Raw genomic sequence first — 13,548 nt, forward strand, 5'->3', positions numbered from 1 at the left:
CCTTCCTTGAGATTAACAATTATTTATTAATGTTCTTGCTAGAGAGATCGATGATTCTATCTGCAGAAGCAATAGTTGATGGCCTGTGTGCTACAATAATACGCGTAATGCTTAATGATGATATTGACTGGTTAATATATGATTCGTTAGCTAAATCTAAATGACTTGTGGCCTCATCCATAAATAAAATATTAGGCTTACGATAAAGTGCGCGGGCGATAAGCAGACGTTGTTTCTGTCCACCAGATATCCCCAAACCTAATTCCCCAACAAGTGTTTCGTACCCCATTGGCATCTTCATAATCTCATCATGAATGTTGCTGAGTTTGGCACAGTGCATAACAAAATCCATATCAGGGTTATCTTCAAAACTACAAATGTTATCCGCAATAGAGCCAGAAAACAGGCGATCTTCCTGCAATACACAAGCTGTACTCATACGATAGTTATTTAAACCAATTTTTGATATATCTAAACCTTCAACAACGACTTCCCCATGAGTTGGGGTCAGAAGACCACACATCACTTTCAAAAGCGTCGTTTTACCAATACCTGAGGGACCGACCAGCGCAATTGATTCGCCCGGGAGAACATTTATATTAAGATCGCTGAAGATTGGTTTCGTAAACGGATCATATTGATAGCTCAAGTTTTGAACGTTGAGGGCGACACCTCGATTCTCCTCAAATATACGGCGGGCCGGGAGTTCTTTTTCAGGCTCGGTAAAAACGATTTCAGAAAGACGTTCATTATGTAAAGAGAGCATGCGTAACTGCATACTTAAGTCCACCAGGCTTGAAGCCCGTTGTGAAAACTGGCCACGGAAGGCATTAAATGCCATGAACATCCCAAGCGTCATTTCGTTATCGATAACCATAACTGCTCCTAACCACAGGATAACAACCTGGTCTATTGATGTGATTAGGGTGTTTATCCCGCCGAATAGCATATCGAAGCGTGTTTGTTTAATACCCGCATTACAGGCTTCAATATTTATATTGAGCCAATGTTCCGAACGTCGACCTTTTAGATCGAGAGCCTTGATCGTTGATATGCCATATAATGATTCCATAAAATGCGAGCTGGAACGCGCGCCTTTTACAACCTGCTCTTCCGCCACTCGGCGATAGAACTGATAAGTCGCCAGACGCATGATGGCGTAACACAGAGTAAACCCGATCACTACCCAGACCAACCATCCGCCATACAGCGTCAGCATGATGATTAAGCCGATTGTCATAATCAGGTCTATCAAGCCAGAGATGATGCTATTAGTAAACGTTGAGCGAATCGTATCCAGTGATGAAAAACGTGATTGAATATCACCCAGGTGCCGCTTTTCAAAGAAAGAGAGTGGCAGACTCATTAAATGATCAAACAGCGTCGTTTTCCATTGGATACTGGTTAAGGTATTTAGTGTTAAAGATGTCCATGCACGCAGCATACTGATGAATGTACGAAATAGCGTGAACATGACTAAACCGATACAGATGACAGCCAAAAGGCTCTCATCGTGAGCAATAATCACATGGTCAGTCACCAGCTGGGTACCAATAGGTAATAGCAGGTTGATAGCCTCAAAGACTATTGAATAAGCAAAAATTTTCAGTAAAGCATTTTTTAGCCCGCTGATATTTTTCATCAAGTCAATAAGCCGTAAACGACTTTTGGCTTTTTCCTGCTGAAAGTTATTATCGGGCCATAATTCAAGTGCAACACCGGTAAAATGATTTGACATTTCTTTCATGCCAATAACACGTTTACCCATCGCCGGATCGTGAATAATAAAACTGTTTTTTTTGCGTTTTATTAGTACTACGTAATGATTTAAATCCCAATGCAAAATACAGGGTAGTTTTAGTTGTTGAATCTCATCAAGATCGAGTGACAATGCTCGACTTTTGAGTTGCGCTTGCTCAGCTGTTTTGCTAAGGGATAGCAGTGTAGCACCTTGTGAGGCGCTACCGAAGCGATGACGGAAGTTAAATAAATCAATTTCCAGGCCATGATAGCCACATATCATCGCCAGACAGGCTATGCCACATTCTGAACCTTCAGATTGCAATATAATCGGGACCTTACGACGTAACGAAAAATTTACGCGAGAAGTTATTTTATTAAATATTTCGTTAATCATTGAGCGGCCCATTTACACTGTGAGAGATTTTATAGAAAGGAGTAAACATCCACATATAAAGCGGTCGTTCCTCAAGAAAAACTGTTGCCTCAGCTTTAAGCCCATTAGAAAGAGTTAATACTTTATCATTGTAAACAAATGAGCTGTCTTCTATAGAAACCAGCGCTTTATATAAAGTAATATCTTGCTGATTAGCTGAATTAACAACATTCGTATATTCTTGCAACTCTTGACGCGAGGCAGGAACCGTTGAAATAGTCGCCACTTTACCCGGAAACTGTCCAAATTTGTCTGAAGGGAATGCTTCATAACGTATATTTATGGTATCCCCAACCTTGATATAGGGAATGCTATTGTTAGGTAACCAAAGCATTAGATAATACTCAACATTCCCAATGGGCTTAATTTGTGCCAGGCTGCTGCCACGATCAACCATTTGACCGCGAGTCACTGCTAATGATTCTATTTTTCCGTCGGCAGTTGCTTTAATGATAGCATTGTCGTTTGCGCTAGACTCGACACGTTGGTTTTTATAATCATTGATTTGGTTTTTTTGACTGGAAATCTGATTATCAAAATCAGCGGATTTAGTTACCATATCACTTTTAAGCTGTGTTAACTGCGTCTCAAGTTGCATCTTTTGGCTGGTAAGAGATTGATACGAACTCTGCTGCTGGAAATAAAGGTTATGCTGATAGTTATATTGATCTTTGGTAATTAATCCCTTACTTAGATAATCATCATAACTGGAAAGGTTGGTGCGCATTTTTTTCAGACCAGACTGAGTATTTGCCAGCATGCGTACAGTTTCATGTAGTGAGGACTCGACGCTAGCAAGTTGTTCAGTAAGCGCATCTACTGTTTCTTTTTTATTCTCAGTAATTTTTTGGATGATCTCTTTAGCATTACTAATTTTTTCGTCTATCACTTCCACCATAGCCAGGCTAACATTTCCACTCGTGGTATGCCTGGAGACGTCAAGTTCATACAATGGCGTCCCTTTCTTGACAACATCACCAATGTTCACAAATTGTTTAACAACAAAACCCTGCTGGGGAGCAAATACGTTGATGGAGTGTGGTAATGTGACAACTTCACCATAAACATTAATTCTCTGGGTATAATTAAAAAAAACCAGCATGAAAACCAGAACGATTAAAAATGTGCAACCTAGCAGGGTAATAAGCCAGGCAGGCATCCCTGCCAACAGGAGTGCTTTGCCTTTCCAATGATATTTTTTATATTCGATCGCTTCCTTGCGATAAATATTTTGGGCCATGTGCGTCTACTTTTTCAGTGAGGAGAGAAAAGGCCCGCAAACGGGCCTTAATAGTGTTTATTAGTTCAGACTTACCAGAACACAAGTGTGCCGTTGAAGCCCGCATACAGCACGTCTTCAGCAATCTGAGCAACGGTATCAAAACCGCCAAAGAAGCCCGCGGTCAGGCCGCCAATCAGGCCTGCAATGCCGCCGACGATGGCACCACCCAGGGCACCAAGCAGGCCGAAGCCGAGATTGCCGCCGGTATTACCACCGATAGCAGCCCCGGCCGCTATGCCGCCGAGCGTTCCACCCACGCCGCCAGCGATCAGACCGGCAATAGCCTGCCATCCATTGTTGGCGATAGTGGCAAGGGTGCTTTCAACAGAGCTGAAATCCCAGTGATAGCCGGTGCCCCATCCCGGGGTGTCCGCAGCCCCGGAGACGTAATCCATTTCGATAATTGATAATTCTTTCATTTTTATTTCCTTTAAAATTTAAAATTGATATCTCCATTTTAGAGAGCTGGAGAAATGCTCCTTACAGCTATAGCTAATATAAATATTATTTGAACAATAATACGAATATTCGCGACTGGTAAGATCATAGCGACAACTTGTATCATGGTTCGGAAAAACCCGCATAAAACTAAAGGATGTTGTATTATCATGCAATGTGAATTAATACTTCACACTCAAAATTCATCGAAAATAAAACCCTCAGCAATAGATGAGGGTTTTATTATTAGGGTTGTATATCAATCCTGATCGATGGTAACCGTCATTCCGGTATTTGCCGTGCCTGGGCCAATGTTACCGACGGTGGTTGCAGCCTTATACCTGGCAGTCATTGGAAGCGTGAGTTCTTTGTTACTAACACTGGAACTCGTGTAGGTGTAATCCGAAGAAAATTTCAGCAAGGTGTTATTGTTATCACGCACCTCAACGCCTACGTTCTGGGCTGCATTGGCGACTGTTGAATCAACATCCATAAAACCATCAGTTGCACCAGATGTCATTCGCTCGAAGGAAATTTTCACCGGCGCATCGGTAGGGATGCCATCGGGGCAGTTAATCACCAGCTTGAAATTTTTTACAGGACCGTAGCCACCACTGTTAAAATCACTTTTGCTGATAGTCCCCATCTGTACTGTCTGGTTACGGTTTGAGTTACTTAAAGTACAACTTTTCGCCGTCCAGCCGCCGGAGGGCCCATTGGAGATATAGATTTCATAAAATTGCTTGGCACCAACCGGAGTTGCACGTGAGTTAACTTTGGCAGTAACCAGCGTACCTGTTTTAAATTTTCCTTTATTGGTAGCAGGGATTTCACCTGTTTTAATAATCTCTATCTTTACCGTACCAGTGGCATCGTTGCCGTCCCATTTTCCCAAAGCCGGACTCTGTGTATAGGGGGCATACTGTGAGCGATAAACAATATCCGTAACGCGGATACCGATACCAGTTAGTCCTGTTTCATAGACTCCCGAAACAGCAGATTCTGTACTAAAAGTAGAACCCATCGTTGACCCATACCACAGCGCCTGCGTTCCACAGTTAAAGGAGGCGGGATTATTTCGAGTATTTACAATCTGTACTTTTAATACGCTACCAACCGGTGCATTGGGGTCGATTTTGAGTGAATTAATGGTGACATTTGCTCGACCAGCACTGACAGAGCAATCTGCCGCCTGCGCCTTGCCGATAGTCAGAGACGTAGCCGCGAGCAACAGGCTTATATGCAATATATTGGTTCTAGTAACTCTCATGCTCAATATCCTTTTATCGCATCCGATTAGCGGCAAACCGCTTGAGACTGTGTTATCCCTGCGTTCTGCGAAGCAGTTTGTAATGAGAATGCAGCAGTACACATTTGAGTCGATTTTTTACCCCATTGCACTTTCAACGAGCCAGTCTCTTGAAGGCCAGTAAGGTATACCATGCCATTATCGTTAACAATGCTGCTATAATTTTCCTGGGCAGGGTCAGATACAGTGGCACCGAAAGGCAAAGGATTATTTAAAGTATCAACCAATCTAATGATTGCTCTAAATCCAACATTACCACTAAAGTTTGCTCTGGATATAGCACCACGGGTTGGAACAACTTTTTGAGCTGTAATGTCCATATCGACGTCATCAGCAAAAGTTTCGCTATCCAACATAATTTCATTATAACGATAAGGCGTCAGATACGGGACAATGGCATATCCGCGGAAGTCTGTTTTTACGCCGGTTTCATTTAATATCCGGGTATCAGCTACTCCTGGTGCTTTTACCAGAGCTGCAGTGTCGCCCAATTGTTGCCCAAGAGTTAAACCATTTTCATGAAGCACAAGACTGCCTGACGCGCCATAGTTGATACGTTGCGCATTGTGATCGTAGTCATAGCTACCAAAAACTTCACCATAAGTGCCACTATAATCCATGCCAGCACTGCCGCTAGCATATTGGTCGTTATCATAAGACTGTTGAACGTTCCAGCTTAAATTATTATCAGCCAAGGCCGTTCCATTCAACCCAACGCTGTTAGACGTTGAGCCCGGGTTCGCCGTGTTCATTGAATACGTTGCCCACGTGTTTGGTGACAAACTGCTAAATGGTAGACTTAATGTGAGTGAGAATAGCTTATCGCTATCATAGTGTCGATTCGAGTCGCCATTGATTTGTGAAGACCTGTTATATGAGTAATTCAGTGAATAATTAATCCATTTCCAGGTGTTATTATAGCCAACACTGAGAGAAGTGTTACGGCGATCTTCATTCCAGTAATCTTCAACCACACCATTGAGTGTTAAGGAGCCCAATGAACGACCCATATTCTGACTAATTGTCGCTTCTGTTCTATTACGAACACGGTCGTATGAATAACTTCCGCTATTGCGATAACTATTTAACACATCACCTAAAGTATTATAACCAGACGTTGAGTAACGATAACCAGCAATAGATAAGTTTGTTCCGATATCGGTTAAATTTTTACTATATCGTATACGCCAGGATTGACCTGATGTTTTATCCTGATTCTTTAATGTTGACCATGCTTGTGTGACATCGACGGATACTGCACCAAAGTCACCCATATTTTGTCCAATGCCGAGTGCAACAGACTGGTATTTTGAGGATGACTGAAAACCTCCAAACGTGGTAGCACCATATGGTAAACCATAGCTGGCTGTGGCTTGTGTAAATGGTGTTTCGTCAACGGCACCATCGTAGGGGCGATATTGCCCAGAGGTGATACTGTACTTCAGGCTACCTTCGCGACGCAGAACCGGCAGAGAGGCATAGGGTACAACGAATTCTTGTCTACTACCATCTGACTCTTCTACCGTGACATAGAGGTCACCGCTACCGCCAGTGGAATACATATCTGAAATTTCAAATGCACCGGGACGAACATAAGATTGATAGATCAAATATCCGTTTTGCTTAATTAAGACTTTAGCATTCGTTCTTGCGATCCCGCGAACAACAGGAGCATATCCCTGAATGCTATCGGCATCCATTTGGTCGTCGGTGGCTAACTGAGCACCTGTATAAGGAACGCTATCAAAAATATCTGCAGTTGATGAACTTTCGCCCATCGTTAAAACGCTTTTAATTGTTGGAATATTTCGTTCTACATAGGTATAGACTGTATCCCAGTCCCCTGAGCTTGAACCGCTGTCAGACTTGTTCCATGTGGTGTAGTTCCTCAAGCGCCATGGGCCCAGATTGAGACCTGGTTGCATATTGAGATTATAGTTCTCGGTGTCGCTGATATTGGACTGGCGTGCATAGCTGTTAGAAGCGTTGAACTGATAATTCATCAGCAAAGCTGTGATGCCATCATCAAATTGATCCGGGGACACATAACCACGAATGGCCGGGCTGAGAGCCGCCTGCGGTAAACTAAACCTTAACGTTTGCGTGCTAAAAGTAAATTCATAAGACGCTTCAGGAATAACTGAAATATCTGCGCACCCTTGTGTATTATCAATTAAGTTTGCAAATGAATCAGTTCTAATACCGAATCCACGAAAATCTTTCACACCTAAACATGGCTGAAGGGCATTGCTGTTCTTACCACTAGCTGAGTTTTTAGCAATAAACTCAACATCTCTAGTATCTATAAATACATCGTTAACAATTATATCAACACGATACTTACCCGGAGACTGTGAGTTTTCATGCTCAAATGCTGAAAGATCCGGTACTTGGTCCGAACCATTCATACCGTTCAAAAATGCCGGGTTGAAAAAGTCTCGAGCAATGGCATTTGAACTCAAGCAAGTAAGACAGGCACTCATCAACGCAAGAGAATAGGTGGTGTATCTAAATTTAAAAACCATTGCATAATCCTTTATATTAGCAAATATCGCCTTATTGTTTTTTTCCGTCTATGCACTTTTATAATGTGGTTTTATGTTCCGGACCAATACCACCTTGGTCGTTTATGATCTTCCAGATTACGGTCCCACTTGATACTCCATTGGGAAGTACATATTCAGTGCTGGAGAATGGCGCAAGTAATAGCGCATCCTTTATTAATCCATTATTAACTTTCACAGTAGAGAAGTTCATGTAATAACCCGTAGGGTTTGTGACTTTGAGTTTTCCTCCGGATACTGCCCAAGTTAATTTGTTAGTGACATTTTCTGGTGTGTCATCAGCAAGCGCCTTTGGCCGATAAAATAATTTCATCCGATTGCGCACTGCGATTTGCAGTGTATTTTGTTTCGCATCTTCATCTGTCGCCGCTGGGATGGATGTTACGTTAAAGTAAAAAAGTGACTCTCGATCTGCTGGCATTGCATTGCTTGCGTTGAAGACGCGTAAAACGCTCTTTTGCTGAGCATCAAGACGAAAGAGTGGAGGCGTGATCATAAAATAGCCAGAAGATGCTTCAATGCTTCCTTTCTCGAGGAATGTTTTTATCAAATAAGGGAAGTTTTCTTTATTCTCGACAGTAATATTTATCTCTTTTTTTCCTTCCGGGTACACAAGGCGAGTACCGCCAATCACAACTCCCGCTTGGGCATTCGTAATATGAAAAAGAACCATCATTATTGACAGGAAAAATGATAAAATAGTACGCATAATTTTCTCTGCTTATTTAAAGATGATGTGCCCCCATGTATGGGAGCACAAATTACATCTTAACTATTATTAGTAGTTAATGGTAAAGGTAGCGCTAGAGTTCGCAGTACCAGCAGAGATTGTGGCTTCGCGCTGGATATAAGCTGCTTTGAAGTTCAGCTCGGTAGAGCTACCGGTGCCTACGTTCAAGGTGAACGGCTCAGAAGCTTCACCCAGTTTCAGCGCATTGCCGCTTGGGTTAGACAGCAGGATCGCAACGCCGGATGCGGTAGAACCGCTGTCCAGTGCCAGGTAGCTGTTGTCGCCATTGTAATATGCACCATCAAACTTCAGGCTGGCTTGGGTAGGAGTGCCCGCCGGGCATTCGGTCAGGAAGATCTTCACATTAGTGGAGCCAGCGCCTTGTGCTGCAGTTGAGCCAACACCAGTGAAGCTGCTCACAGGTACAATGCCCAGATCAACGGTTTCGTTGCTGCCGCCAGTCAGGCTGCCGATATGCGTTTCGCAGGATGCATCAGTGATAGTACCAGTGAACTGAACGGTACCGTCAGCCGCCAGTGCGTTGCAGGAGATGATTGACGCAGCTACGAATGCAGCGAGAAGCTTAGCATTTTTTTTCATTTTACAAGTCCATATAAATATAAAGTTACTTAGTCCTGCATAGATACCGATAATTAGTCATTATCATGTGAATGACATATCATTCATTGATAATTTTGATAAAATGAGATGGGCTCGATATTTACCAATATAATTGTCGGCTCTATGATATCGCTTGCCATAGCGAGCCATGGGAAAGCGGGAGTAATTTAAAAGTCTGGTGCAAAAAATGCTTGTGAATTCTTTATGAAGCGCTCGTGAATTTAACATTCACTGTTTTTGATGCGAGGGCGCTTCCAACTGTGATGAATTTAATCTGAAAATGTGGTGACTAAACAAGATAATTGTCGCTTGTCTTTTTATCTGCAGTATTCTGTCCAGAGACGGTCAATGTGAACCGAGCTCGCTTCTGTTTGAAGTGATAATGTTCATTGAATGAGTTGACTGAATTAATTGAATTTTATTATAGATAATGGTTTTTCGTGGGGCAGGGATATGGATGAAACTGTGTTATTTAATGGATGTATGATTAATCATGAAGTTATCTTTAATGCCAGTATGAATGAATTACGGCCGCTTTCCGGCGATGGTGGGAGTGTTAGCCTTAACGCCCCCACCGCCAGATGCTTGCTATTGCTCCTGCAGAATAGCGGCAAAGTGATTTCGCGGGATGAGTTTTTGGCTGCCGTTTGGGAAAACCGGGGCGTAGTAGTTTCGCAAAATACGTTCTATCAAAATATCTCTTTGCTGCGAAAATCATTACTCAAAGCGGGGCTGTCGGCGGATATCATTATCACCGTAAGGCAAAAAGGGTTCAGCGTCTCACCTGATACCCTGATCATCCCTCTCTCTGATGAAGAGTGTGAAAACATGAACCGGGTAACATTAACGCATTATCAAAATAATAAGGCTGTCGAGGTTCTTCCTGATGGGAATGTTAATTATGATGATCGTTTAGTTATCCCATTAACGAGAAACGTCGCGAGTCAGCATGATAATTTGATAGAAAATAAAGTGGAAATAGCAGGAAAAGAATCGGAACGATTACAGGTGACTTTTAAAATGCCCACCTGGTTAACCACGCTGATTGTAGTGATGATTGTGATTAATATTGTGGTGCTGCTGGTGCTACACCGGTAGCTCGTCGCAAAGGGATTTATCATGTAATGTGATAGCGGATAGCCGGTTACCTAACCCCCTGGCGAGAAATGGCTCCATATGGCTTGTCTGCCAGACCGTCCTGGCAGACAAATGAATCTGACGTTTATCGCTGCTTCAGCCCTAAATCCAGCGGTGTCTTGCTGGGTTCGCCGCCGATCTCTCGCGCCAGCTTCGGCACCATATAGCCGGAGATAAGGGTCAATAGTTCACGCATGATTTCACGTGCTTCATCATCGCTAACCATGAAGTGTGCCGCCCCTTGCACCCGATCCAGCACGTGCAGGTAGTAGGGCATTACCCCGGCGTCGAACAGCGCATTGCTGAGGTCGGCCAGCGCTTGCGCGTTGTCGTTCACCCCGCGCAGCAGCACGCTCTGGTTGAGCAACGTGACCCCCGCCTGACGCAGCATGGCCATCGACGCGCGAAACTCATCGTCAATTTCATTCGCGTGATTGACGTGGTTAACCAGAATTACCTGCAGCGACGAACGCTGGAAGCGGCTGGCCAGCGTCTCAGTAATGCGCGCCGGGATCACAATCGGCAAGCGGCTGTGAATACGCAGGCGCTTAACGTGCGGAATGGCTTCCAGCTGGGTCATTAGCCAGTCGAGTTCATGATCCTTCGCCATCAGCGGGTCGCCGCCGGAGAAGATGATTTCATCGAGCTGCGGATGCTCAGCTATGTAGTTCATCGCCGTCTGCCAGTTGCGCCTGGTGCCCTGATTTTCGGCATAAGGGAAGTGGCGGCGGAAACAATAACGGCAATTGACTGCACAACCGCCTTTCACCAGCAACAGGGCCCGGTTGCGATATTTGTGCAGCAGACCGGGCACTACACTGTGCTGTTCTTCCAGCGGATCGGTGGAGTAACCGGGGGCAACGATAAATTCTTCCTCGGCGGTAAGTACCTGACGAAGCAGCGGATCGTTAGGGTTGCCTTTCTCCATGCGGGCGATAAACGCGCGCGGGACGCGCAGCGGGAACAGGCGTCTGGCCTCGCGTCCGGCCAGCAGTTTTTCATCAGCGTCTACATTTAAAAGACGCAGCAGTTCATCAGGACTGGTCACAACATTGGCAAGTTGCGTTATCCAATCTTCTCTGGATGGGGTATTTAGGGTTACAATATGCGCCATTTTGTGGCTTAGCTACCAGTTAAACAATTTCAGAGGGCCTTATGGCGACTTACTATAGCAACGATTTTCGTGCTGGTCTTAAAATCATGTTAGATGGCGAACCTTATGCGGTAGAAGCCAGCGAATTCGTTAAACCAGGTAAAGGCCAGGCGTTTGCACGCGTTAAGCTGCGCCGCCTGCTGACCGGTACCCGTGTTGAGAAAACCTTCAAATCTACCGATTCCGCAGAAGGCGCGGACGTTGTCGATATGAACCTGACTTATCTGTACAACGACGGTGAGTTCTGGCACTTCATGAACAACGAAACTTTCGAGCAGCTGTCTGCTGACGCGAAAGCAATCGGTGACAACGCTAAGTGGCTGCTGGATCAGGCTGAGTGCATCGTGACCCTGTGGAACGGCCAGCCGATCGCGGTCACCCCGCCGAACTTCGTTGAGCTGGAAATCGTGGAAACCGATCCAGGTCTGAAAGGCGACACCGCGGGTACCGGCGGTAAACCAGCGACCCTGTCCACCGGCGCGGTGGTTAAGGTTCCGCTGTTCGTTCAGATTGGCGAAGTGATCAAAGTGGATACTCGCTCTGGCGAATACGTATCCCGCGTGAAGTAATTTCGCGTCATGATGACCGGCGCAGCCTCCGTGCTGCGCCGCTCTCTCCTTACAGGTACGACGAGCACGACACATGAAGCGCAGCGTTAAACTCCTGGTGTTACTCTTTCTGAGCAGCGTCCTGCTGGCTGGCTGCAATACCGCCCGCGGTGTGGGTGAAGATATTCAGGGCCTGGGCCACGCTATCTCTCACGCTGTGAGCTAAATTTCCCTGCCGTTTCGTTAATGGCGCTTGCCTACCGATATGTCAGGCTCCTCCATTAATACTCCTTTTCTCTTAAAAAACGCAAAGATCCCTTCATCTTTGGACGGTTTGTCTATGCTTATAGGGCATGAAAACAAAACTGACACTAAGGATGACATTATGGTGAAAAAAACGATTGCAGCGTTCTTTACGGTTTTGGTCCTCTCTTCAGCACTGACTGCTTGTAACACTACGCGCGGAGTGGGTCAGGATATTTCAGAAGGCGGTAGCGCAATCTCTGGCGCGGCAACCAAAGCTCAGCAATAAACGCCGTCGACGGTACGGTTTTACGCCGTACCGTTCTTCACTTCCCCTATCCTGTTAGCTATACTCACTGCGACTTTTCATCCACCTTACGGGACGACCCGTAGGCGTTTCTCATCCGGGGACGGCCCCAGCAAAGGAGCCTTATGTCCTGGATTGTCTTGTTTATCGCTGGTCTGCTGGAAGTGGTATGGGCCGTTGGCCTGAAATATACCCATGGCTTTAGCCGGCTGGTTCCCAGCGTCATCACCATCGTGGCGATGGTCGTCAGCATGGCGCTGCTTTCGTGGGCGATGAAAACCCTGCCTGTCGGTACCGCCTACGCGGTCTGGACTGGGATCGGCGCCGTGGGCGCCGCCGTGACCGGTATTGTGCTGTTGGGTGAATCCGCCAGCGTTATGCGTATCGCCAGTCTCGCCTGCATCGTGGTCGGCATCATTGGACTGAAGATTAGCGCGCACTAGTTGTAGCGCTGATTGACCCAGATCAGTTTGCTGACATCAAAGCCCTGCCGGGTGGCAATATCCAGCATCTGCTGCCTGACCTCCGGAGCGATGGTGGGCGCCCGCGCCAGCAGCCAGAGATAATCGCGATCGGGGCCGCAGACCAGCGCGTAACGATACTCCTTATCCAGCGCAATGACGTTATAGCTGCCGTAGAAAGGGCCGAAGAAGGAAATCTTCAGCGCGGCGCGGCTGGGCTCCCCGGTAAAGTAGGCCACCCCGTCCGTTTTCTGCCACATGCCGCGGTCGGGGTTATAGCCTTTATTGGTCACGTCCAGACCGCCGTCATCACGTGGGTGCCAGGCGATCGTGACCTTTTCCAGCCCACTCTCAAAAGGGTGGTCAAAGCGGGCGATTTCATACCAGGTACCCAGATAGCGCTGAACATCGAAGGGGCTGACTACGGTGACGCCCGGCGGCGGGGTGGGCGTGCTGCAGGCGACAGACAGGAACGAGACGGCAATCGCGGTCATTATCGGCAGGATACGCATGGCATGCTCCTTGCTGGCTTTTAAGCTAAGTGTAGAGTCCAGCAGGGAAAAGGCGGCAAGATTTTTC

The 13,548-nt window shown here is 45.8% G+C and carries 14 protein-coding genes; 5 read left to right on the forward strand and 9 right to left on the reverse strand.

Going from position 1 to position 13,548, the window contains the following annotated elements; genetic code table 11:
• Nucleotides 1-19 precede the first annotated feature (19 nt).
• From CWM53_RS28340 to CWM53_RS28370, 7 genes are all read right to left on the reverse strand, one after another.
• On the reverse strand, nucleotides 20-2,137 hold the full coding sequence (locus CWM53_RS28340) for a peptidase domain-containing ABC transporter (protein ID WP_100730098.1): 2,118 nt from the start codon (nucleotides 2,135-2,137) through the stop codon (nucleotides 20-22).
• Nucleotides 2,130-3,416 (reverse strand): HlyD family secretion protein, encoded by a 1,287-nt coding sequence (locus CWM53_RS28345; RefSeq protein ID WP_077268437.1) that lies wholly within the window; start codon nucleotides 3,414-3,416, stop codon nucleotides 2,130-2,132. The genes CWM53_RS28340 and CWM53_RS28345 overlap by 8 nt, the downstream gene beginning before the upstream one ends.
• A gap of 71 nt (nucleotides 3,417-3,487) precedes the next feature.
• Nucleotides 3,488-3,877, reverse strand: coding sequence for a hypothetical protein (locus tag CWM53_RS28350; protein WP_100750906.1), 390 nt, complete (start codon nucleotides 3,875-3,877; stop codon nucleotides 3,488-3,490).
• Between the two features lie 278 nt (nucleotides 3,878-4,155).
• The gene (locus tag CWM53_RS28355) at nucleotides 4,156-5,166 is read right to left on the reverse strand and encodes a fimbrial protein (protein WP_074387297.1); all 1,011 of its coding nucleotides are present in this window, start codon (nucleotides 5,164-5,166) and stop codon (nucleotides 4,156-4,158) included.
• Nucleotides 5,167-5,192: 26 nt separating this feature from the next.
• A complete protein-coding gene (locus CWM53_RS28360) occupies nucleotides 5,193-7,730 on the reverse strand; it encodes a fimbria/pilus outer membrane usher protein (RefSeq protein WP_074387296.1) in 2,538 nt (845 codons plus the stop codon).
• Between the two features lie 58 nt (nucleotides 7,731-7,788).
• Nucleotides 7,789-8,478, reverse strand: a complete 690-nt coding sequence (locus CWM53_RS28365) for a molecular chaperone (RefSeq protein ID WP_074387295.1) — start codon at nucleotides 8,476-8,478, stop codon at nucleotides 7,789-7,791.
• A gap of 69 nt (nucleotides 8,479-8,547) precedes the next feature.
• Nucleotides 8,548-9,099 carry a fimbrial protein gene (locus CWM53_RS28370; protein WP_074387294.1) on the reverse strand — a complete coding sequence of 184 codons (552 nt, stop codon included), beginning with the start codon at nucleotides 9,097-9,099 and terminating at the stop codon, nucleotides 8,548-8,550.
• Nucleotides 9,100-9,573: 474 nt separating this feature from the next.
• On the opposite strand from CWM53_RS28370, the gene CWM53_RS28375 reads away from it, so the two are divergent.
• On the forward strand, nucleotides 9,574-10,218 hold the full coding sequence (locus CWM53_RS28375) for a winged helix-turn-helix domain-containing protein (RefSeq protein ID WP_100730099.1): 645 nt from the start codon (nucleotides 9,574-9,576) through the stop codon (nucleotides 10,216-10,218).
• Nucleotides 10,219-10,342: 124 nt separating this feature from the next.
• Here the strand turns inward: CWM53_RS28375 and epmB are convergent, their stop codons facing one another.
• Nucleotides 10,343-11,371 carry an EF-P beta-lysylation protein EpmB gene (gene epmB / locus CWM53_RS28380; RefSeq protein ID WP_074387293.1) on the reverse strand — a complete coding sequence of 343 codons (1,029 nt, stop codon included), beginning with the start codon at nucleotides 11,369-11,371 and terminating at the stop codon, nucleotides 10,343-10,345.
• Between the two features lie 41 nt (nucleotides 11,372-11,412).
• Here epmB and efp point away from each other — a divergent pair, with 41 nt between their 5' ends.
• The 4 genes from efp to sugE all read left to right on the forward strand — a co-directional run bounded on the left by efp (nucleotide 11,413) and on the right by sugE (nucleotide 12,951).
• Nucleotides 11,413-11,979: an elongation factor P gene (gene efp / locus CWM53_RS28385; RefSeq protein WP_004206421.1), complete on the forward strand. Its 567-nt coding sequence runs from the start codon at nucleotides 11,413-11,415 to the stop codon at nucleotides 11,977-11,979.
• A 73-nt stretch (nucleotides 11,980-12,052) separates the two neighbouring features.
• A complete protein-coding gene (locus CWM53_RS28390) occupies nucleotides 12,053-12,184 on the forward strand; it encodes an entericidin A/B family lipoprotein (protein WP_025712607.1) in 132 nt (43 codons plus the stop codon).
• Nucleotides 12,185-12,343: 159 nt separating this feature from the next.
• Nucleotides 12,344-12,490 (forward strand): lipoprotein toxin entericidin B, encoded by a 147-nt coding sequence (ecnB, locus tag CWM53_RS28395; RefSeq protein WP_004206423.1) that lies wholly within the window; start codon nucleotides 12,344-12,346, stop codon nucleotides 12,488-12,490.
• Between the two features lie 143 nt (nucleotides 12,491-12,633).
• Complete coding sequence (gene sugE / locus CWM53_RS28400; protein WP_049157131.1) at nucleotides 12,634-12,951, forward strand: quaternary ammonium compound efflux SMR transporter SugE; 318 nt, start codon at nucleotides 12,634-12,636, stop codon at nucleotides 12,949-12,951.
• Here sugE and CWM53_RS28405 read toward each other — a convergent pair.
• Nucleotides 12,948-13,481 (reverse strand): lipocalin family protein, encoded by a 534-nt coding sequence (locus CWM53_RS28405; RefSeq protein WP_074387292.1) that lies wholly within the window; start codon nucleotides 13,479-13,481, stop codon nucleotides 12,948-12,950. The two genes, sugE and CWM53_RS28405, sit on opposite strands and share 4 nt — an antisense overlap.
• Between the last annotated feature and the right edge of the window lie 67 nt (nucleotides 13,482-13,548).

The organism is Klebsiella sp. A-Nf5, assembly GCF_002810545.1.
In the GTDB taxonomy this organism is placed as follows: Bacteria; Pseudomonadota; Gammaproteobacteria; order Enterobacterales; family Enterobacteriaceae; genus Klebsiella; species Klebsiella variicola.

Bases quoted from the DNA above. Each gene is read 5' to 3' on its own strand.
- CWM53_RS28340 (WP_100730098.1), bottom strand. From the start codon at position 2,137: ATGATTAACGAAATATTTAATAAAATAACTTCTCGCGTAAATTTTTCG.
- CWM53_RS28345 (WP_077268437.1), bottom strand. From the start codon at position 3,416: ATGGCCCAAAATATTTATCGCAAGGAAGCGATCGAATATAAAAAATAT.
- CWM53_RS28350 (WP_100750906.1), bottom strand. From the start codon at position 3,877: ATGAAAGAATTATCAATTATCGAAATGGATTACGTCTCCGGGGCTGCG.
- CWM53_RS28355 (WP_074387297.1), bottom strand. From the start codon at position 5,166: ATGAGAGTTACTAGAACCAATATATTGCATATAAGCCTGTTGCTCGCG.
- CWM53_RS28360 (WP_074387296.1), bottom strand. From the start codon at position 7,730: ATGGTTTTTAAATTTAGATACACCACCTATTCTCTTGCGTTGATGAGT.
- CWM53_RS28365 (WP_074387295.1), bottom strand. From the start codon at position 8,478: ATGCGTACTATTTTATCATTTTTCCTGTCAATAATGATGGTTCTTTTT.
- CWM53_RS28370 (WP_074387294.1), bottom strand. From the start codon at position 9,099: ATGAAAAAAAATGCTAAGCTTCTCGCTGCATTCGTAGCTGCGTCAATC.
- CWM53_RS28375 (WP_100730099.1), top strand. From the start codon at position 9,574: ATGGATGAAACTGTGTTATTTAATGGATGTATGATTAATCATGAAGTT.
- epmB (WP_074387293.1), bottom strand. From the start codon at position 11,371: ATGGCGCATATTGTAACCCTAAATACCCCATCCAGAGAAGATTGGATA.
- efp (WP_004206421.1), top strand. From the start codon at position 11,413: ATGGCGACTTACTATAGCAACGATTTTCGTGCTGGTCTTAAAATCATG.
- CWM53_RS28390 (WP_025712607.1), top strand. From the start codon at position 12,053: ATGAAGCGCAGCGTTAAACTCCTGGTGTTACTCTTTCTGAGCAGCGTC.
- ecnB (WP_004206423.1), top strand. From the start codon at position 12,344: ATGGTGAAAAAAACGATTGCAGCGTTCTTTACGGTTTTGGTCCTCTCT.
- sugE (WP_049157131.1), top strand. From the start codon at position 12,634: ATGTCCTGGATTGTCTTGTTTATCGCTGGTCTGCTGGAAGTGGTATGG.
- CWM53_RS28405 (WP_074387292.1), bottom strand. From the start codon at position 13,481: ATGCGTATCCTGCCGATAATGACCGCGATTGCCGTCTCGTTCCTGTCT.